The sequence below is a fragment of the Lacibacter cauensis genome (assembly GCF_007830055.1).
GTDB lineage: Bacteria > Bacteroidota > Bacteroidia > Chitinophagales > Chitinophagaceae > Lacibacter > Lacibacter cauensis.
In genome coordinates, this window is record NZ_VLLE01000002.1 from 468,256 (window position 1) to 489,862 (window position 21,607).

Genomic DNA, 21,607 nt, shown 5'->3' on the forward strand with positions numbered 1-21,607 from the left:
AAATACTGCGAAACGGTTGCTTTCTAATACAGGGTTGGCAACCTTTTCCAATAAACCATTAGTTTTACAGCCATCTCAAAGATAAAGATTTGAATATTGCTTCCTTTATAGCACGGCGTTTGGTTTTTCAAAAGAATCAATCTTTTTCACGGTTCATCATCCGTTTGTCAACTGCTGCAACGGCCATCAGTGTGGCGGTAATGATACTGGCGTTCGCTTTTGTGGAAGGATTTCAATACACTGTGAGCAGTAAGGTGTTTAGCTTCTGGGGGCATTTGCGGGTGCAGCAACAGCAATCATCTGCATCGGGTTTAGCAGAAGAGTTGCCGATTGAGAAAAGCGATTCGGTTTACACAATCATTAAAGCAAATAAAAATGTGGCATTGGTAGATGCATTTGCTACAAAATCGGCGATGCTCAAATCAACCGAAACAATCGAAGGTGTGTTGTTGAAGGGCATTGAAAAAGATTTTTCAAAAGAACGCCTGTTGCCTTTTTTGATTGAAGGAAAATGGATTGCGTTTGATGACAGTTTGCAGAACAATCAGATACTTATTTCGCAATATACTTCCCGTCAGATCAATGCAAAAGTGGGAGATAAAGTGTTGATTTATTTTATTGATAACAACAGTACAGTGCCTCGTGTGCGGCCTGTTACCGTGAGCGGTATTTACAAAACAGGTATTGAAGAGTACGATAAAACATTTGCCATCGTTGATATGAATTTGATCCGTCGTCTTAACGGCTGGACGGCTACACAAATCGGTGGCTATGAAGTAACACTCAAAGATTACAAAAAAGATTACAGTACCAGCAACCAACTGCTCGATCAGTTGCCTGTTGTTTGGTTCAGCACTCCGTTGCGTGAAATTTATCCGAATATTTTTGATTGGCTGGCTTTGCAAAGTACCAACAAGCAGGTGATTTTAATTATCATGTGCATTGTGGCGGTGATCAATTTAATTTCCTGTTTAATTATTTTGGTGCTGGAACGAGCACGTATGATTGGTTTGTTAAAAGCAACCGGCGCTACCAACGGACAGGTACAGGTTATTTTCTGGAACCAGGGATTGATTATTACACTTACAGGTATTTTGCTGGGTGTTGTACTTGGGCTGGGCATTTGTTTTTTACAGCAGGCTACCGGTTTTATTAAACTCGACGAATCGGCTTACTATGTTGCAACGGCACCCATTAAAGTAATCTGGTGGCAGGTGTTGCTCATTGTTACTGTTACGTTCTTGGTAAGCTTTATTATCCTGTTTATTCCTTCTTTACTTGTACGGAAAATGAGCCCGGTGAAGGCGTTGCGGTTTGAGTGATCGAATAACTTTTTTAAGCAATTGATCCAAACTTGCATCAATAGAAGATGGTTATTTGTCTTTTTTCTTTTTTGCTTCTTCCTGCATCATGGCTTCATAGTCAATTCCTTCCTCTTTCATTAACTCTAAGCCATAGTTACGTAGATAAGTAATTACTTCAACAGCCTTGGTTCCTTTTTCGGTCAACGAATATTCAGTTCGTGGCGGAACTTCTGCATAAACTTTCTTTAACACAAAGCCGTCAGCTTCCAGTTCTTTTAAAGTTTGGGTAAGCATTTTCTGGCTGATGTGTGCAATGTCTTTCTGCAATTCGGTATATCGCCAGGTTTTTTTACGTAAACGCCAAAGCACCGGAATTTTCCAAGTGCCTCCGAGTTTTTTTAATACAAAATCAACCGGGTTATAAAACACTTCTTTGTTAATAATTACATCGGGCATACACTAAAATTAGGCTAAACGCACCAATAAGTGCGTAGCGTACTTCTACAGGTGTTACATGGTTTAAGCAGATCTGTAGTACAATTTTGTCTCATAAAATTTTTAAGCATGTCAACAGTAAAAGAAATACAGCAATACGTGCATTTTCATGGTGCACCAACAAAAGGAAAAATTTTAATGGTAGCAAGCTCACCTTCCGTGAGTGTACAAACAGGATGGCCTATTGGTTTTTGGGCCGCTGAATTAACACATCCGTTACGTGTGTTTCAGGAAGCGGGTTACGAAGTTGAACTTGTATCAACCGAAGGTGGTAGACTTGAAATGGATGGCTACTCCAACCCAACTGATGCGAGTGGCTATTCCGCTCACGATGTTATTTCGCTGGGCTATATGCAGCAACAATGGTTTAATGATATGCTGGTCAGCACCAAAAAACTTACTGCAATCAACCCCGACGATTACGCCGGTATTTTTTTAGTAGGCGGACAAGGCCCCATGTATACATTTCGTGGAAACAAAGAATTGGAGCAGCTTTTTGCAGCATTTTATGAAGCAGGAAAACCCAGTTCTGCAGTGTGCCACAGTACAACCTTGTTACTCGAAGCAAAAACATCAAATGGAGAATTGTTGGTGAAAGGAAAAACCTGGACAGGCTTTGCAGATGCCGAGGAAGAGTTTGCAGACCAGGCAGTCGGAATGAAAATTCAACCTTACCGCATCGAAACGGAAGCAAGAAAAATGGAAGGCACTACATTCAAAGTAGCAGCTCCATTCAGCTCCTATGCCATTCAGGATGGAAATTTAATCACTGGTCAGCAGCAAAACAGTGGCGCAGCTGCAGCCGAACTTTTGGTGAAAGCTCTTGCGCAATAAATTCGATAGCAATAATTGTTAACAGGCATCTACGATCATGCACATGCGTTCAATTATAATATGAAACAATTGCTTGCAGGTTTGGTTTTGATGATTGCGGTAAAGTCTCATGCGCAAATGGTTGAATACTTTGCGGGCGATAAACGTACCGGTATCGATATCATGTGGTTCAAAAATTTTCAAAACAAACAGAAAGCAAAAACAGCATTTCTTTATTTCAGTCGTAACAGAGCCAGCGTAAGTTATAAACAGGGATCGGCTGCAATGGGTTCTACTAATGCTGTTTCATATAATTTCAAAAATGGATTGGGGCTTGTTACTGTTGCATCTTTTGTAAATGCCGGGTTTGTACCCAAAGCAGGCGTTCAATATTACCGGCAGTCGGGTAACTTCATGTTTTTCGGTTGGCTCGTGAGCGATATAAAGAAACAAGGAAATGTTGATTTATTTGGACTCTTTCGTTACCAGCCCACTGTATCAGAAAATTGGCGGGGATTGCTGCAAATGGAATTGTTTCCTGTTTATCAACCATCATCGGAACTATGGAATATCATAGAGCGTGTGCGATTGGGTGCAAAGTATCGTGCATGGAGTAGAGGGCTGATGATGGATTTTCAGCAAACAGGAAAAAATAATTTCATCGGTACAAGTAATCTCGGCGCTTTCATTCGATATGAATTCTAAAAACATTCCTTATACTACAGAAAATTTAAACAGCATATGAAAATAGCAATCATCGGTACCGGCAATGTAGGCGGTGCATTGGCAACCAAATGGGCACAAAAAGGACATGTCGTTTATTTAGGCGTAAAAGATCAACAAGCGTTTAAAGGAAAAGAGTTGTTGAAGAATTCAAATACAAGTGTTCATTTTGTGCAAGAAGCAGTTTCGTTGGCCGATGTGATTTTAATTGCAACTCCTGCCACTGTTGCAACAGAAGTAGCACAATCGTTGGGTGATACAACGGGCAAAATAATTATTGACAGTATGAATGTTGTTATGGGGCGTGGGCCACTGGGATTTACCAATACAGCAGATGCAATTCTTGCACATACACAAACGAAAGATGTGGTGAAATGTTTTAACACAACCGGTTTCAATAATATGCTCGATCCTGTTTACAATAATGTTCCTATTGATGTTTTTGTTGCAGGTGATAGTGTAAAAGGGAAAGAATTAGCGAAGCAACTTGCTGCCGATGCAGGCTTTGCTGCATGTTATGATGTTGGCGGCAATGATCGGTTTCAACTGATGGAACAGTTTGCATTTTTCTGGATCAACCTGGCGATGTTCCAGGGGCAGGGCAGAGAGATTGCTTTTAAATTACTCAAACGATAAAACGTTTTTATGATTGTACGAAAAGTATTTAATCCGCTGGCTGTAGCCCGCTACATGAAAACAGAATTGCTTGTAGCATTTGTTGTATCGTCTGCCGTTTACTTTTTGTACCACAACAGGCATATTCAAAATGTAAGTCTTCCTTTTTCAATTGCTGCAATTATGGGCAGCGCATTAGCCATCTTTCTTGCGTTCAGGAATAACAACGCTTACAGCCGTTGGTGGGAGGCAAGAACAATCTGGGGTGGTATCATCAACAACAGCCGCATTTTTGCAAGACAGATTATTGCCAATGCTGATAGTGCCGTACAAACCGGAAAAGCGTCTGCAACAGATGCGCAGCGGTTTAAAGAAGAAATGATTTTCCGGCAAATTGCTTTTGCACATGCACTACGTTTACAGTTGCGTACGCAAAGCAACAACGATGAGTACAGGGCATTGTTAGCTGCTGATGAATTTGTAAACATCAGCCAAAAGCAAAACCCGGCCAATTACATGTTGCTGATACAGGGAAAACGAATTAAAGAAGCAATGAAAGCTGAACTGCTTGGTGCGTTTGATAACATTAGTCTGGAACCAACACTTGCAGGGTTTAATAATTTTCAAGGCAGTTGCGAACGGATAAAGAACACACCTTTGTTGCGACAGTATCATTACTTCACCCGCTTATTTCTATTGGCATTTATGCTTGTGTTACCATTTTCGCTTATTACCGATTTTAGCAAAATGGGCGTAACCTGGTTGATGATTCCTGTAAGTATTTTGATCTCGTTTGTATTTGCTGTGATGGGTAAAGTGGGTGAGGTAAATGAAGATCCTTTTGAAAATCGTATTACGGATGTTCCGTTAACTTCCATCTGTACAAACATTGAAAGGGATTTAAAAGAAATGTTGGGATCTGACATGCTCCCCCCAAAACTTACTCCGCAAAACGGATTTTTATATTGATTTTAAGTAGGCAGTCCTGCAAATTAAAAAGTAACGAAACGGCCTATTACTGTTATCTCTACAGTGAACTGTTGTATTTTTAACAGTATCAAACTGCAATCCTTTTTATGAAACATATTCTCCCTGTATTCCTTTTCAGCTTAATCTTCCTGGCAACAGCAGCAGCAGCGCAACAAAAACCAACTTATGTAATTGTGCATGGTGCATGGGGCGGCAGCTGGGCATTTAAAAAAGTTGATTCTCTGCTTACGGCTGGTGGTGCAGTGGTGTATCGTCCGTCGTTAACAGGGCAGGGCGAACGGGTGCATTTAGCTTCGTTGCAGGTTGGATTGGAAACGCATATCAACGATGTGGTGAATATGATTTTATACGAAGATTTGCAAAACGTAATTTTAGTTGGACATAGTTACGGTGGTATGGTTGTCACCGGTGTTGCCGATCGTGTGCCTGGCCGCATCAGCAAACTCATTTATCTCGATGCATTTGTACCGGAGCATGGCGAAAGTGTATTGAGTATACAAGGTGCAAGAGCCGATGGTTTGATGAAGATGGCCAGCAATGGTTTTCTTATTCCGGTGTGGGTAAAGAAAGACCAGGCACCACCCAAAGATGTACCGCATCCGGTTAAAACATTTACCGATACAATCCAGTTAACGAATCCACTTCGTTTAAAAATCCCAACAACCTATATTCTTACTGTGGCAAAAGGTACTGATGCCAAGGCTGATGATTTTGCGTTGCAGGCGGAGCGTGCACGTAAAAAGAACTGGCCGGTATTGATTCTGGAAGCAGATCACAATCCGCAATGGTCAGCTCCCGAAGCATTTGTACAAATGTTGAAGAAACTGGCGAACTAACATACATGAACCTAACAGTTGCCGGTAAGCGTAATGAACGAAAATTCATTACGCTTTTTTCTGTGTTGTAACTGCAATAATAAGTTCGCAGGAAACTGTATCTTCAATGTATCCATCATCCACTACCTGTTGAAAGCAAAGCCATATTGTTAACGATTATCGATGTTCTTCCATGATGCAATCTGTAGAAAACAAACTGCTTTGCCGGCAGTCGTTGCTGCTCCTGCTTGGTGAAATGAGTGATGAGCAGTTAGACAACATTTTACAACTTACAACGATCCTTTCGTTTGAAGCGGGCGAATACCTGTTTCAACAGGGAGAAAAGGGCGATTCATTTTATATCGTTCTGTCGGGCCGCTTTCGTGCCATGCAACATAACGAAGATGGTATTTTTATTCTCGGCGATATCTCTACTGGAGAACCGATTGGTGAATTTTCATTGTTTACCAATGAACCGCATAGTGCTTCGGTTGTTGCCTTACGCAAATCGCTTATTCTGAAATTGGCTGATGCCGATTATTTAAAACTGGTACAGCAGTTTCCTTCCTTTGCCAATACCATTACCAAGTTTGTGATTGACCGTATGCGGCGCAATGTGCATCAGACAAAAATGGATGCAGCGCCTAAAAATATTGCAGTGGTTAATCTGCAACCCAATCATGATGTAAGCGCCTATACCGAAGCAATTGAAGCGGAACTGCAACGAATGGGTTTTGGCATCAGCATTTACAACTATGCATCGCATGGCGATAAAGATTACCAACTTACGTTTGATGAAATGGAAAAGCAGGCAGGGCTTAATTTCCTTGTATGCGATATCGATAACCAGGAATGGGCCCGACAGTGTATTGCTTATTGCGACCTTGTAATTGTTGCAACAGATTTTTATGCCGACAGTCACTTGTACGATATTGAAAAAGTGCTGCACCTGTACACCGATAATGTGATGAATAAAAAGATTTACCTGTTGTTGTTGCACAACGAACATGCAGCATTGCCGGTGCACACCAACAGATGGTTTCATGGACGAAAAGCCGATTTGCATTTACACATGCGCAAACAGCATGCAGCCGATACACGCAGGTTCTGTCGTATTGTAACACACCAGGCAATCGGGTTGGTATTGGGCGGTGGCGGTGCAAGAGGTTTCGCACATGTAGGCGCCGCAATGGCATTGATGGAGCAAGGCGTTGAATTTGATTTTATTGGTGGCACCAGTGCGGGGGCCGTGTATGGTGCAGGTTTATCGTTCTTTGATTTTGATTTTGAAAAAATTGATGCTATGTGCAGGCTGGCAGCCGACAGCAAACTCACTTCAAACGATTTAACGCTGCCCATTGTATCGCTTATGAGTGGCAAAAAGATTCGTAAGTTTTTAGATACCATGTTTGGCGATGCACACCTCGAAGATCTTTGGGTGAATACCTATTGTGTATCGGCTAACTTTTCCAACGCTTCGTTGAAAGTGCATGAAAAGGGTTTAACAAAGTTGCAGGTAGCCGCAAGTATGGCTATCCCCGGTGTGTTTCCGCCGGTTATAATCAACAAGCATCTCCACATCGACGGCGGTGTAATTGATAACCTGCCTGTTGAAGCCATGTATAAAAAACCGGTACGGCATATCATCGCTGTGTCCTTATCGTCTGAAGAAACACCAATGGTCGATCTGCACGAAGTGCCTTCTTCATGGGAATTATTCTGGAACAAACTCACAAATACAACCGGCTATCATTTGCCGGGCATTTCATCCATATTGGTCAACAGCATTACCATCAACAGCCGTCATCGGATGGAGAGTAGCAAGCCAAACGTATCGGTATTTCTTGAACTGGATTTGAGAGAGTTTAAGTTCCTGGATTGGAACAACTGGCAGCAGCTGATTTCGAAAGGCTATTCGCAAACCAAACAAAAGCTGGACGAAACAAAACAGGAATTACAGTTCTGGAAACAAAATTGATTTTTTGCGGCAGCGTATTTCACCGAAACAGTTTACTGCATCTATTAAAACAAACAGGCCCGGCAAAATGCCCGACCTGTTTTGTATCAATCAACGAGTAACTGTTTATTCATGCATCACCATTACCGGTACATCGCTGTGGAATACCAGTTCTTTGGTATGACTGCCTGCAAAGATTTTCTCCAGTAAATTATGTTTCTGCGGTATTACAAGCAGTAATTCAATACTGTATTTGTTGGCGTATTCATTCAAGCCGTCTACCATATCTTCTTTATCAATAAAATGATATTGCGGATGGTAATGTTCGAACATGGTTTCCACCAATCCGCTTTGGAACGGTGTATCGTTGGTCCATTGTCTGTTTTTAAAATCAACATTCAATACATGCAAACGGGCGCCCGTTGCTTTTATCAGTTCTTTCACCATATCATCGGGAATGGTACGCACCACATCACGAAAGTCGGTGGTTAATCCAATATCGTTTATTCTGGTAAACACAGCGTTTTCCGGAACAATCAGCACAGGTACTTTACAGTGTTTCGAAATACTGAGTGTATTACTGCCAATCAGCGTTTCTTTTGCTTTACCGGCACCTGTAATGCCCATCACAATAAAAGAAATCTGCAGAACTTCAGTTAAGTCCTGTATCACATCAAGCAGTTTGCCATCGAACAGCAGTTGTTCTACTTTAACCATTGGCTCCAGTTCTGAAAGCTGATTGGCGAGTAACTGCAATTCTTTCTTTTTTATTTCACGCATACTTTCCGGCGAAAGCTCAATGCCTTGGTACAACGGAAAAATAAGTGGCTGTTCGTACGCATGCACCAGCATCAGTTTGCCGCCTACCTGTTTGGCATAGTGCAGGGCATAAGAGGCGGCGTTGAGTGAAGTTGACGAAAAATCAACAGGGACAAGAATCGCTTTCATGTGATAAGTTTTAAATAGTACATACAACTAATCTCACATAAAGCTAACCGACCAAACCGGCCCGGACTATGACAACTGTCAGAACTTCCGCAATCTTCAATCAGCGGGTTTGGGGAACAGCCCAAAAAAGCGAAAAGCGTTCAGCAGGCTGCATGAACGCTTTTCAACAATATAAATTAACCTACGGTTTTATAAAACGCCTTTGGTTGAAGGCAGGTAATTACTCAACGGATCACGCTTCACCGCCATGCGGATGGCTTTGGCAAATGCTTTGAAGATGGCTTCAATTTTATGATGCTCATTATCGCCATGACATTCGATATTGAGATTACACTTTGCCGCATCGCTGAACGATTTAAAGAAGTGGAAGAACATTTCCGTTGGCATTTCACCAATCTTTTCACGGGTGAAGGTAGCATTCCACACAATCCAGTTTCGGCCGCCAAAATCGATGAGTACTTTTGCATCGGCCTCATCCATCGGCAATGCAAAACCGTAACGTTCCATACCACGTTTATCGGCCAATGCTTTACCAAAAGCTTCACCTAACGCTATGCCGGTATCTTCAATGGTATGATGTTCGTCGATATGCAGATCGCCATGCGTGGTAATGTTGAGATCCATTTTGCCGTGGCGTGCAATCTGGTCGAGCATATGATCGAAGAAGCCTAAGCCGGTGTTGATGACTGCTTTACCGCTGCCATCTACATTCAGTTCCACTTTTATTTTTGTTTCGTTGGTGTTGCGTTCGTGCACCACGGTACGCAAGCCCAGTTTCAGAAACTCATAAATTTCTTTCCAATGCACTGTTTCCAATGCAATGGTTGATGCACGGAGTTCGGCTACCTGGTCTTGTATTTCTGCAGCACCAAGGTTCGCATCGTTGCTCATCCAGATCGCTTTACAGCCGAGATTTTTTGCCAGCTGCACATCGGTAATACGATCGCCGATGACAAATGAATTTGCCAGATCGTATTCCGGATTGTTGATGTATTTGCCAAACATGCCAACGCCGGGTTTACGTGTAGGTGCATTTTCATGCGGGAACGTACGGTCGATTAACACATCGTTGAACGCAATGCCTTCATTCTTTAAACTGTTCACCACGAAATTGTGTACAGGCCAGAATGTATCTTCGGGAAAACTATCGGTACCCAAACCATCCTGGTTAGTGGGCATTACCAGTTCATAATCCAGCTCTGCAGCAATCTTACGCAGGTAAAAGAATACATCGGGATAAAAGCTGAGTTTATCAAACGAATCCAGTTGATAGGTGGGAGGTGCTTCGTTAATCAACGTACCATCCCGGTCAATAAATAAAACCCGTTTACCTGTTATTTGTGTAGTTGACATCTGTTGTTGTTTTCTTGTGTCCTTTGTGATACAATGTAGTTGCGCAAAGAGCACAGAGTAATCACAAAGAGCGCTACGTTTATTTGATCTTTGCTCTCGCTACTTTTACTTCAGCAGCAGTTACCAAACTGTATTTATTACCAAAGCTGTTACGTACATAGGTGAGTACATCTGCAATCTGCTGATCGGTTAAGTTGGGTTGTGCAGGCATGGGATTATAATAGGTTTCACCATTGATTGTGAGCTCTTCTTCCAGTCCTTTTAAAACAATGTTGATGAGCTGTGGTTTTGCACCGGCCACCTGTTTTGTTTTGATCAACGGCGGATTTAATCCCTGCAAACCTTTGCCATCCTGCAAATGACAAACAGCACAGTTGTCGTTGTATACTTTCTTCCCACGCTCCATTGAAGCTTTTAAGTTGGGCTGTTGCAGGCTGAATGAAAACAGACCAATGCTGGCTGTAAGAATAATAGCAATTGAAAGTTGTTTCATCTTTTGTTGTATGGTTGATTGAAGCAATGAATTTACTGCACCCGCAGCAAATGCCTGCTAACTTTTCTTATGCAATAAATGAACGGAGTGCTTCCAGCAGTTCATCGTTTTCTTTAGCGGTACCAACGGTAATACGCAAACAACCTTCGCAAAGAATCACCTTGCTTCTGTCACGCACCACAATCTGTTTTGCCAGCAGGTATTCATAAATGCCTCTTGCATCAATTACTTTTACCAGCAAAAAGTTCGCATCGCTGGGGTACACTTTTTCAACCACAGGAAGATTGGGTAATTCCACTTCCAGCCGCTTGCGTTCATTCACCAGTTCTTTGATCATGGCATTCACATCTTCGATATTGTCGAGTGCTTTGATCACTAATTCCTGTACCGCTTCGCTGATATTGTACGGCGGTTTGATTTTGTTGTAGATGCTGATGATCTCCTCGCTTGCGAACGACATACCCAAACGCAAACCTGCCAGTCCCCATGCTTTGCTCAGCGTTTGCATGACCACGAGGTTGGGATAATCGGCGAGTAATGTTACCAGTGAACGTTGACGGGAGAAGTTGATATACGCTTCATCCACCACCACAATGCCATCGAAATTGTTTAACACCATTTCAATGTCTGCAATATTGATGCTGTTACCTGTTGGGTTGTTGGGCGAACAGATCCAGATGATTTTCGTGTGCTCATCCACCAATGTTTCCATGTGGGCAAGGTTCAGCTGAAAATCATCCAGCAGCGGTGCTTTACGCAATTCAATATCGTTGATATTGGCACTTACCTCGTACATGCCATAGGTAGGCGGACAAATAATCACATTGTCAACACCCGGGTTGCAAAATGCACGGTAGAGTAAATCAATACATTCATCACTACCATTACCAATGAAAATCTGCTTTGGCGAGACACCTTTTATCGCCGAAAGTTTTTCTTTGATTTTGTGTTGATACGGATCGGGATAACGGTTGTACCATTTCAGCAATGGTGAACCGATGCTGTTTTCGTTTGCATCAAGATACACCTTCGCTTCACCGTGAAACTCATCACGTGCAGAAGAGTAGGGAACAAGGGTCTTGATGTTTGGGCGTAGTAAAGTATTTAAATCGAACATATTAAGAAGATAGAATTTAGGAGTTAGTAGATAGAATTTTGCTCATGTATGCTTCCAGCATTTTTGAAATTTCGTTAAGAAGCGATTGCTTATCGATTACATCACCGAAGCCGAGATCAGAAGATAATATCAGATAGTATTGGCATTCTTCCAATGATCCCTGAGCTATGTTAAAGAAACGAGCTTTGTCGGCTTTGCCTTTTTTCTTATATCCTTCAGCAATGTTTGCGGCAATGGAAACGGCGGCTCGTCTGAATTGAGAACTCAAACCATAGGTTTCAGATTTAGGGAATGATTCGGTGTATTTATAAACCGACAACACAAACTGATGTGCTTTTTGCCAAACAATTAGTTCCTGAAATGTCGTTGTTGCCATATAAAAGGTAAGTTGTATTACTTCTAACTTCTATCTTCTATATCCTGTGTTCTCTTCCTCACCGCTTCCGCATGCGCCTGCAGTCCTTCTGCTTCTGCCATCAACTCCACATCTTTGCCAATATGTTGTAATCCTTCTTTACTTAATTTTTGAAAAGTGATCTTCTTCACAAAACTATCCACACTTACACCGCTGTAGGCTTTTGCATAACCGTTCGTGGGTAAGGTATGATTGGTACCACTTGCATAATCGCCCACACTTTCGGGTGAATAGTTGCCTAAGAAGATGGAGCCTGCATTGATGATCTGTTCTGCAATGGCTTCTTCATCGTTGCAACTGATGATCAAATGTTCGGCAGCATATTCATTAACCAGCTCAATCATTTCTGCTACCGTTGGCAACAGAATGGCTTTGCTGTTCTCCAATGCTTTTGCAGCAAATTCTTTGCGGGGCAAAGCTTCCAGTTGTGCCGCAGTTTCTTTCAGCACCGCATCGATCATTTGTTCTGATGTGCTCACCAGCAACACCTGCGAATCAACACCATGTTCTGCCTGCGACAACAGATCCGATGCTACAAAAGCAGGATTCGCTGTATCATCCGCCATTACACACACTTCGCTTGGTCCGGCCGGCATATCAATGGCCACGCCATCTTTCTGTACCAATTGTTTGGCGGCAGTAACATACTGGTTACCCGGTCCGAAAATTTTATATACCTGCGGAACAGTTTGTGTGCCATATGCCATTGCGCCGATGGCCTGCGCACCACCCACTTTAAAAATTTTGGTAATGCCGGCCAGTTGTGCCGTGTATAAAATAGCAGCGTTGATCTTGCCGTCTTTTGAAGGTGGCGTACAAAGAACAATTTCTTTGCAACCCGCAATCTTCGCCGGAACACTCAACATTAAAATCGTAGAGAAGAGAGGCGCAGTACCACCGGGAATATACAAACCCACTTTTTCAATCGCTACAGTTTTGCGCCAGCAAAGAACGCCGGGCATTGTTTCAATTTTCTCTACTGCAGTTACCTGTTTGCGATGAAAGGTTTCGATGTTTTGTTTGGCAAGTGCAATCGCTTCTTTCAGTTCTTTACTCAACGATGCTTCTGCAACAGCAATTTCTTCTTTGGTTACCTGTAATTCAGTTACAGAAACTTTATCAAAGATGGTGGCGAAACGTTTCAGGGCTTCGTCGCCACTTGCTTTTACTTCGTGTAAAATATTTGCTACACTTGCTTCCAGCGATGTTGAATCCATTGCCGGACGCTTGAGCAATCGGTTCCATTCACTTTTCTTCGGATGTTTTATGATCTGCATATTCATCAATCGTTCCTACGGAACGAAACGTTTTATGTGCGTTTGTTTTTCTACCCAGCAAATGTCCCTACGGGACAATGTGTTTCAAGAATTACAAAAAGAACTTGGTTCGACCTATATAAAATTTGAAGATGAGCTCTATTAAGTTGAGTGCTACAAGTTCCCCCTTCAGGGGGCGGAGGGGGCATTGAGCTTACATCACCATCTTCTCAATTGGTACCACCAAAATTCCTTCTGCACCTGCCGCTTTCAACTGCTCAATTTTTTCCCAGAACTCGTCTTCGCTTAACACACTGTGTACACTGCTCCAACCGGTTTCTGCCAATGGTAAAACAGTCGGGCTTTTCATGCCGGGCAATAATGCAATGATGTTGCTGAGTTTATCGTTTGGCGCATTCATCAACACATACTTGTTACGCTTTGCTTTCTTCACAGCTTTGATGCGGAAGAGCAATTTATCTAACAGTATTTCCTGGTCTTTGTTGAGTTTATTGTTTTTGATGAGCACCGATTGCGACTGCAGAATGGTTTCCACTTCTTTCAGTCCATTCATGAACAGGGTAGAACCACTGCTCACCAGGTCAACCACCACATCGGCCAAACCAATACCGGGAGCAATTTCTACACTGCCGCTGATCTCGTGTACTTCGCCGCTGATGTTGTTCTTCTTCAAAAACTCATTCACCAAAAACGGATAGCTGGTTGCAATGCGTTTACCATCTAAGCTTTGTACACCTTGATACGTTTCACTACGAGGAATGGCTAAACTTAAACGGCATTTGCCAAAGCCGAGTTTTTCAACAATCTCTGCCTTTTTGTTTTTTTCAAACAACACATTCTCACCCACAATACCAATATCAGCAACACCATCTTCCACGTATTGTGGTATATCATCATCACGTAAGAAAAACACTTCCATCGGAAAAGTGTCGCTTTCTGTTTTCAAACGGTCTTTTACGTTGCGTAATTCAATGCCACACTCGTTGAGGAGTTTTACTGAATCGTCGTAGAGTCGTCCGCTTTTCTGGATAGCGATACGGAGTTTTGCCGGTTTGTCACTGCTGCCACCACTTAGTTCACTCAGTGGTGTGTATTTTTTTTCTTGCATCATAATTGTTTTATGGTTGACCTGACAGGTTAATTCAGTATGGTAAGACACAAGTTTATTTTAATCTTACAAAAGTGAGCTTAACCTGTCAGGTCGTTTGATTCAGACAATAAAAAAAGGCCTACGATCCGTAAGCCTTTTTACAATATTGTAGAACACAATACACATCTGGCTTACCTGGTAGGGCAAGTATGGTGATGATGTGTATGCGTATTTGAAATCATGGCGCAAAAATAAGGGCAGAAATTGAATCAGCAAATAATTTGTTGAATGGTAGAGTAAAAAACTTGTCTTTCGCTACTTTCGAAATCCAAAACAAACAATCATTTGTATGAGAAGTGTATCTCTTTTCTTGATGTTCTTTCTGGCAATTCATGTTGTTGCACAGGATGCGGTCAATTATCAATTACCGCCAAAAGATATTATGGATCTTGCATTGGCAAAGCCTACACCAACGGTAAGTGTAGACAGTAAAGGCCAGTGGATGTTATTAATTGAACGGAATACCTATCCGTTGGTGGATGAACTGGGCCAGCCCGAAGTACGTGTGGCCGGTTTGCGTATCAACCCGGCTAACTTCTCGTTGAGTCGCCAGAATTACATCAACAATTTTACGCTGAAGAATATTGCTTCCGGTAAAGAATACAAGATCAGCGGACTGCCGGCCAATATGCTGGCAAATGCAGTTTCGTGGAGCCCCAACGAAAAAAAGTTTGCTTTTACCAACAGCACCGGCTCGCTGGTAGATTTGTATGTGGTAGATATTGCTACACAAAAAGCATTTAAAGTAAACAAAACGGCATTGAATGTGGTGTTAGGAGCTGCTTTCAGTTGGTTAGATGATAATACGCTGTTGTATAAAACCATCATCAAGCCTGCATCGGCAATGCCCAAACGCCCCATTACTCCGAAAGGTCCAACCGTGCAGGAGAGCTATGGCAGTGCAGCGCCACGTCCTACGTTTCAGGATATGATCAAATCGCCTTACGATGAAGCATTGTTTGAGTTTTTTACAACTGCTCAGTTGGTGAAGAATGTAAACGGCGTAGAAACAAAAATCAATCAGCCGGCTATCTATTCATCTGTCAGTCCATCGCCCGATAAAAAGTATTGGTTGGTGCGTACCATCAACAAGCCGTTTTCGTACGTGGTGCCTGCCAACGGATTTAATGCAACAGTTGCTATAACTGATGCAAACGGAAAGTTTGTAAAAGAAATGGCGAAACTGCCTTCTGCAGAAACTGCACCTGCAGGTAACGATAATGTGGCAGATGTGCCTCGTTCTATTGAATGGCGTGATGATGAAGCAGCAACCATTGTTTGGTGCAAACCGTTGGATGGTGGCCTGATCAAAAACACAGCAGAATACCGTGATGCAGTGTATGCATTGCCTGCACCGTTTACTGCACAACCGAAAGAATTATTCAAAACAAAAATGCGTTACGGTGGCACTACCTGGGGTAACAGCAGCTTTGCGTTGGTACAGGAAGTGTTGCGCAGCAAAGCACAAACAAAACTCAGCCGTTTAAATCCATCATCCGGTGAAATGGAAGTACTGCAGGAGCGTAGTGCCAACGATGCGTACAGTAACTACGGCAGCCCGGTATCAGAAAAAAACAGTTTCAATCGTGATGTGGTGATACCGCACGATGGAAAACTGTTGATGAATAATACAACCGGTGCATCGCCTAAAGGCGATTTGCCTTACATCTCTTATTTCAACCTGGCAACAAAGCAAAACGAAATTATCTGGCGTTGTAAAGAAGATGAATATGAATTGGTAACTGATGTAATTGACCGTAACACGTTAACGGTAATTACGAGAAGAGAAACACAAACCGAAGTACCGAACTTTTACATGAAAACGTTGAAAGGTTTTGTGCCAGGCGGCGGCAAGCAGGTAACCAATTTCAAAAATCCATATCCGCAACTGGAAGGAATTTCTGTTCAGAAAATTTCTTACAAGCGTGCAGATGGTGTTGACTTAACAGGCAATCTTTATCTGCCGAAAGGATACGATGTAAAGAAAGATGGTCCGTTACCGGTGCTGATGTGGGCTTACCCACGTGAGTTTACCAATGCACGTGATGCCGCACAGGTGCGTGGATCAAAAAATCAGTTTACACGCATCAGCTGGGGCAGCCCGATTTTTTGGGTAACACAAGGTTATGCTGTGTTGGATAATGCAGAAATGCCGATTGTTGCCACAAGTGCAGATAAAAAACCGAACGATGATTTTATTGATCAGCTGAAATTAAATGCACGTGCTGCCATTGATAAATTAGCAGCAATGGGTGTGGGCGACAGTACACGTGTGGGTGTAGGCGGCCATAGCTATGGTGCGTTTATGACAGCGCATTTACTATCGCACACCAATTGGTTTAAAGCCGGTATTGCACGCAGCGGTGCGTACAACAGAACATTAACACCGTTCAGTTTCCAGAACGAAGACCGTACGTACTGGCAGGCGCCGCAATTGTATTTTGATATGAGTCCGTTCAGCTATGCACACAAGATTAAAACACCGATCCTGTTGGTGCATGGCGATACAGATGATAACACAGGAACTTATCCCATCCAGAGTGAACGGATGTTCCAGGCATTGAAAGGCAATGGTGGTAATGTACGATATGTAAGCTTACCCTACGAAGCACATGGGTACCGTGGTAAAGAAAATATATTGCATTTGTTGTGGGAAGAGCATATGTGGTTAGAGAAATATGTGAAGGGAAAGAAATAGTTTGTAGTTTGTAGTTGATAGTTGATCGGGCATGAACGTAAGTTTGTGCCCGATTTTTTGTGGGTAACGTTAGTGGAAATCCGATTGTAAGTTGATGATTGTTTAAAGAAGAGGGTGTGTATATTTATGTATTGTACACAATCATAAAAATTTATACCCCGACATTCTTTGAGTTGAGGGTGAAATGAAAAATTGTTATGTATCATTATAAATACATTATTAAGTCAGTAGTTGACTATTGCATAAGCCAGGAAGGTTTTTTTTATATCATAAAAGATGATGTAAGCGGAGCAGTTTTTTTCGAAGCATGCGATGGGAGCAAGAAAAAGATTCTTGATCTAAATAGTCCATACAGAAAAGAATACGGAGATGAAGACAAACTTAAATTATTTGGAAATAAATTAGTCATTTCGAAACATTATTCTACTCAAACCTTTTTGTACGATATTTCGACAAACAAAATAACAGAGTTGTCTTATACTTTTTTTTGTCTGGCCGAGGGACGAAATAATAATTTAAATGCTTGTACTGCCAGAATAAAGGGTGATGACGAAGTTTATGGTGTATTTGATATGGAAGCTGTTTCATTTGCAAAGACAATTGTTGATGAAGAACTTCCGAATGGCATTTGGAGACTAAATGAAAAGTATATTTTATCCAGAGGATTTAAACAATATTTTCCCAACAAGGAGTGTTTGTTAGTTTACGACTACAGCTTAAATCTCATTTGGCAATCCGAAGATCTATCAGAAATTGGTCGCTATGAAGGTCTAAGTAAAGAGAAGCCAGGAGAGATTAAATGCATCCAGATATACGACACAAATAAAGTGATTGTAGCAGCAGGGAGCGTTATGATCTGTTATGATTTGGCTAGTGGCCAAAAAAAATGGCAGTTAAAAATTGACCAAAAGAATAGTAAAATTAAACGATTCGGTGCGCAATTGATAATTGATGGTAATATTGGATATAACTGTGAAGGCGGTTATTTTTATCATAAGATTGATTTGGCTTATGGTAAATTTATTTCAGATGGTGTAATCCTAAACGAAATAGTTGTTGATGGACAATCTCTAGCGATGTATAATGAGGAAGCCTGCAATTTTGTTTTATATGCAGACCTTTTATGGCTGTCGTTTTGCAAAAGTGCTGTATGCATGCTTCTCGCTATAAATCCGGAAACAGGAGAATACGTGTGGCAAAAGCGTTTTGAGGGGATGAGATGGATTTCAGAGCCTCAATTTCATGCGGATAAGATGTTTATTCTTAGCAATGAGGGATTGTTGATACATGAAAGAGTATAATTTTTATTCGTTAGTTCCCAAGTTTGTGTTTTACGAATATTATTTCCGCAAACGTTTTCAATGATGAAAATCAGTTGAACAACCCAAAAAACTTCACCGCAGTCAGTTGTTGCTGTTGTTGTTTAAAGCTGCAAACAACTAACTTTACGCCCGACTCTTAACAACTATTGATTATGAAACAAACAATTGGCTGCCTTGCAGCATTGCTGTTCTTGTGTGTTTATACGTTTGCACAGGAGCTGCGTTCTCCCAACGGAAATTTAGTCTTACAGTTTAATGTAACCACTACCGGTGCACCGCAGTATCAGCTGGCGTACAAAAACAAAGCAGTTATTAAGCCCAGCACATTGGGCCTGGAATTAAAGAACGACAAAAAATCATTGCTCAACGATTTCAGTATTGCATCAACACAAACAGCAACGTTCGATGAAACATGGCAACCGGTGTGGGGCGAAGTGAGCAACATCCGCAACAACTACAATGAGCTGGCAGTTACCCTGCAGCAAAAAGAAACCAATCGGCAGATGGTCATTCGTTTTCGTTTATTCAACGATGGATTGGGTTTCCGTTACGAATTTCCTTCACAGAAAAATTTCAATTACTTCGTTATTAAAGAAGAGCATAGTCAGTTTGCCATGACGGGTAACCACACTGCCTGGTGGATCGCCGGTGATTATGATACGCAGGAATACGATTACACCCGTTCACGTTTATCGGAGATACGTGGTTTAATGAAAGGATCTATTTCCAGCAATGCATCACAAACACCTTTCTCTCCAACAGGTGTACAAACAGCGTTGATGATGAAGAGTGATGATGGTTTGTACATCAACCTGCACGAAGCAGCGCTCATCAATTATTCCTGCATGCACCTGAACCTGGATGATAAAAACTTTGTGTTCGAAAGCTGGCTTACACCAGATGCTATTGGTGATAAAGGTTATATGCAAACACCGTCTACATCACCCTGGCGCACCGTAATTGTAAGTGATGATGCACGGGATATCCTGGCATCGAAGATTACGTACAACTTAAACGAACCAAGTAAGATCAAAGAAACATCGTGGATCAAACCGGTGAAGTATGTAGGTGTTTGGTGGGAAATGATTACGGGTAAAAGTAACTGGTCGTACACCAACGATTTTCCGGCTGTACAGTTAGGCGTAAGCGACTTCAGCAAAGCAACGCCGCATGGCAAGCATGGTGCAACAACAGCGAATGTGAAACGGTATATCGATTTTGCAGCAGAACATGGTTTTGACGGTGTGTTGGTAGAAGGCTGGAATGTTGGTTGGGAAGATTGGTTTGGTCAGTCGAAAGATTATGTATTTGATTTTGTAACACCCTATCCCGATTTTGATGTCGTAGCTATTCGTGAATATGCAAAAGCTAAAGGTGTAAAGATGATCATGCATCATGAAACATCTTCATCGGTTCGTAATTACGAGCGCCATATGGATACCGCTTACAAATTCATGAAAGCAAATGGCTACGATGCGGTGAAGAGTGGTTATGTTGGAAATATTTTACCAAGAGGTGAGCATCATTACAGTCAGTGGATTGTTAATCATTATCAATATGCCATTGAACAGGCTGCGAAATACCAGATCATGGTGAATGCACATGAAGCAGTTCGTCCAACAGGTATTGCACGCACATGGCCCAACTTAATTGGTAATGAAGCTGCACGTGGTACCGAGTTCCAGGCATTTGGCGGCAGCAAACCAAATCATGTGGCAGTGTTGCCTTTTACACGTTTAATTGGCGGGCCAATGGATTACACACCCGGTGTGTTTGAAATGGATATCAGCAAAATCAATCCCGGCAACAATTCGCATGTGAACAGTACGCTGGCAAATCAACTGGCGTTGTATGTAACAATGTACAGTCCGCTGCAAATGGCTGCTGACCTTCCAGAAAACTATATGCGTTTTGCAGATGCCTTTCAGTTTATTAAAGATGTGGCAGTTGATTGGCAGGACAGCAAATATCTTGAAGCAGAACCAGGTGCCTACTTAACGGTTGCCCGTAAAGCAAAAAATACCGGTAAATGGTTTGTGGGTAGTGTAGGAGGAGAGGAAGCACGCACATCGAACATTGTGTTTGACTTTTTAGACAACGGTAAGCAATACATTGCTACAGTTTATGCGGATGCTGCCGATGCACATTACAAAACAAAACCGCAGGCTTACACGATTAAGAAAATGGTTGTAACCAATAAAACACAGTTGAAACAATTTGTTGCTGCAGGTGGCGGTTATGCCATCAGTTTGGAAGAAGCAACTCCTGAGATGATCAAAGCGTTAAAGAAGAAAAAATAATAAATATTTAGTCAGGGATGCCAATCTGCAAAAAGTTGGCATCCCGTTTTTTACAGTACTTTTCACAGATTACCTATTTAGTATGTAGGTAATCAAAAGTAAAATTTTAGATATTGTATATTTACAGGGAAATTAACCGAATAATGAAAAATACCTGCAAGACAAAGCTTCTTGTTTATACGATTGCCTTTTTCACGTTCACATTGTTCATTTCCTGCAAGAAGGATCCAGTAAACATTTTTGTAGGTAACTACTATGGAACAGTTATACACCAATATTATGAGCCTAGAAATACAATTCCTACAATTGATACGCTGTTTAAAAATGTTACGATAATTGTACGTAAAGGATCGGAAAGTACAAGTAGTGAAATTCGGCTCGCTTTGGATTATAGTGATGCGTCAATATCTGTGCCTTACAGCGAGAACATTTGGATCAGGAATGGAGTTATCAAAGAAACTTATACCAACAGGGGAGCTATAGGAACCTATTATCGGTGGAATGGAACGATCACTTCAGGAATCATGGATTTAACGCACAGAGTTGAACAGGTAAATGGTAGTTTACACCTTTTTGTTATAAATGCTGTAAAACAGTACTAGCATCTAACTATACCATAGGCCTGATGTTAAATTGTCTGTTCAGGGTTAATGCAGATTCTAGTGTAAGTAAAAACCAGTCAGCCTTTATTGTTTCTTGTTGAAGGCGATTTGGCTTATCCATACATTAAAAATTAAACGCATGTTACTGCTTTGTTAACTCATTGTATTTCTTCCAACCTTTTTGTTTGATTAATGGTTTATCTATCTCAAACAAAACAAA

At 41.7% G+C, this 21,607-nt stretch carries 18 protein-coding genes; 10 read left to right on the plus strand and 8 right to left on the minus strand.

Annotation, left to right across the window (positions count from 1 at the left end; all coding sequences use genetic code 11):
- Positions 1–119: 119 nt before the first annotated feature.
- Positions 120–1,322, plus strand: a complete 1,203-nt coding sequence (locus tag IQ13_RS01980; RefSeq protein WP_242009455.1) for an ABC transporter permease — start codon at positions 120–122, stop codon at positions 1,320–1,322.
- A 51-nt stretch (positions 1,323–1,373) separates the two neighbouring features.
- On the opposite strand, the gene IQ13_RS01985 is transcribed toward IQ13_RS01980, so the two are convergent.
- Positions 1,374–1,760: a winged helix-turn-helix transcriptional regulator gene (locus tag IQ13_RS01985; RefSeq protein WP_144883977.1), complete on the minus strand. Its 387-nt coding sequence runs from the start codon at positions 1,758–1,760 to the stop codon at positions 1,374–1,376.
- Between the two features lie 108 nt (positions 1,761–1,868).
- Between IQ13_RS01985 and IQ13_RS01990 the strand changes: the two genes are divergently transcribed.
- The 6 genes from IQ13_RS01990 to IQ13_RS02015 all read left to right on the plus strand — a co-directional run bounded on the left by IQ13_RS01990 (position 1,869) and on the right by IQ13_RS02015 (position 7,733).
- Positions 1,869–2,633 (plus strand): type 1 glutamine amidotransferase domain-containing protein, encoded by a 765-nt coding sequence (locus tag IQ13_RS01990; RefSeq protein ID WP_144883979.1) that lies wholly within the window; start codon positions 1,869–1,871, stop codon positions 2,631–2,633.
- 60 nt (positions 2,634–2,693) lie between these two features.
- Positions 2,694–3,317, plus strand: a complete 624-nt coding sequence (locus tag IQ13_RS01995) for a hypothetical protein (RefSeq protein WP_144883981.1) — start codon at positions 2,694–2,696, stop codon at positions 3,315–3,317.
- Between the two features lie 36 nt (positions 3,318–3,353).
- Positions 3,354–3,971, plus strand: coding sequence for an NADPH-dependent F420 reductase (locus IQ13_RS02000; protein WP_144883983.1), 618 nt, complete (start codon positions 3,354–3,356; stop codon positions 3,969–3,971).
- Between the two features lie 9 nt (positions 3,972–3,980).
- Positions 3,981–4,919 carry a bestrophin family protein gene (locus IQ13_RS02005; protein ID WP_144883985.1) on the plus strand — a complete coding sequence of 313 codons (939 nt, stop codon included), beginning with the start codon at positions 3,981–3,983 and terminating at the stop codon, positions 4,917–4,919.
- Between the two features lie 107 nt (positions 4,920–5,026).
- Positions 5,027–5,776 (plus strand): alpha/beta fold hydrolase, encoded by a 750-nt coding sequence (locus tag IQ13_RS02010; protein ID WP_144883987.1) that lies wholly within the window; start codon positions 5,027–5,029, stop codon positions 5,774–5,776.
- 172 nt (positions 5,777–5,948) lie between these two features.
- Entirely contained in the window at positions 5,949–7,733 is a 1,785-nt protein-coding gene (locus IQ13_RS02015) for a patatin-like phospholipase family protein (protein WP_144883989.1), read from the plus strand.
- Between the two features lie 105 nt (positions 7,734–7,838).
- Here the strand turns inward: IQ13_RS02015 and IQ13_RS02020 are convergent, their stop codons facing one another.
- The 7 genes from IQ13_RS02020 to hisG form a co-directional block, all read right to left on the minus strand.
- Complete coding sequence (locus IQ13_RS02020; protein ID WP_144883991.1) at positions 7,839–8,660, minus strand: universal stress protein; 822 nt, start codon at positions 8,658–8,660, stop codon at positions 7,839–7,841.
- Between the two features lie 189 nt (positions 8,661–8,849).
- On the minus strand, positions 8,850–10,013 hold the full coding sequence (hisB, locus tag IQ13_RS02025) for a bifunctional histidinol-phosphatase/imidazoleglycerol-phosphate dehydratase HisB (RefSeq protein ID WP_144883993.1): 1,164 nt from the start codon (positions 10,011–10,013) through the stop codon (positions 8,850–8,852).
- Positions 10,014–10,092: 79 nt separating this feature from the next.
- On the minus strand, positions 10,093–10,506 hold the full coding sequence (locus IQ13_RS02030) for a c-type cytochrome (protein ID WP_144883995.1): 414 nt from the start codon (positions 10,504–10,506) through the stop codon (positions 10,093–10,095).
- A gap of 67 nt (positions 10,507–10,573) precedes the next feature.
- Positions 10,574–11,623, minus strand: a complete 1,050-nt coding sequence (gene hisC, locus IQ13_RS02035) for a histidinol-phosphate transaminase (RefSeq protein WP_144883997.1) — start codon at positions 11,621–11,623, stop codon at positions 10,574–10,576.
- Positions 11,624–11,639: 16 nt separating this feature from the next.
- Positions 11,640–11,999, minus strand: coding sequence for a four helix bundle protein (locus tag IQ13_RS02040; protein ID WP_144883999.1), 360 nt, complete (start codon positions 11,997–11,999; stop codon positions 11,640–11,642).
- A gap of 23 nt (positions 12,000–12,022) precedes the next feature.
- Positions 12,023–13,315, minus strand: coding sequence for a histidinol dehydrogenase (gene hisD / locus IQ13_RS02045; RefSeq protein WP_144884001.1), 1,293 nt, complete (start codon positions 13,313–13,315; stop codon positions 12,023–12,025).
- 193 nt (positions 13,316–13,508) lie between these two features.
- The gene (gene hisG / locus IQ13_RS02050; protein ID WP_242009456.1) at positions 13,509–14,426 is read right to left on the minus strand and encodes an ATP phosphoribosyltransferase; all 918 of its coding nucleotides are present in this window, start codon (positions 14,424–14,426) and stop codon (positions 13,509–13,511) included.
- Between the two features lie 328 nt (positions 14,427–14,754).
- Between hisG and IQ13_RS02055 the strand changes: the two genes are divergently transcribed.
- The 3 genes from IQ13_RS02055 (at position 14,755) to IQ13_RS02065 (ending at position 20,785) form a co-directional block, all read left to right on the plus strand.
- Positions 14,755–17,163 (plus strand): alpha/beta hydrolase family protein, encoded by a 2,409-nt coding sequence (locus IQ13_RS02055; RefSeq protein ID WP_144884003.1) that lies wholly within the window; start codon positions 14,755–14,757, stop codon positions 17,161–17,163.
- Between the two features lie 197 nt (positions 17,164–17,360).
- Complete coding sequence (locus IQ13_RS02060) at positions 17,361–18,464, plus strand: hypothetical protein (protein ID WP_144884005.1); 1,104 nt, start codon at positions 17,361–17,363, stop codon at positions 18,462–18,464.
- A 173-nt stretch (positions 18,465–18,637) separates the two neighbouring features.
- A complete protein-coding gene (locus tag IQ13_RS02065) occupies positions 18,638–20,785 on the plus strand; it encodes a glycoside hydrolase family 97 protein (RefSeq protein ID WP_144884007.1) in 2,148 nt (715 codons plus the stop codon).
- Positions 20,786–21,607: the final 822 nt, after the last annotated feature.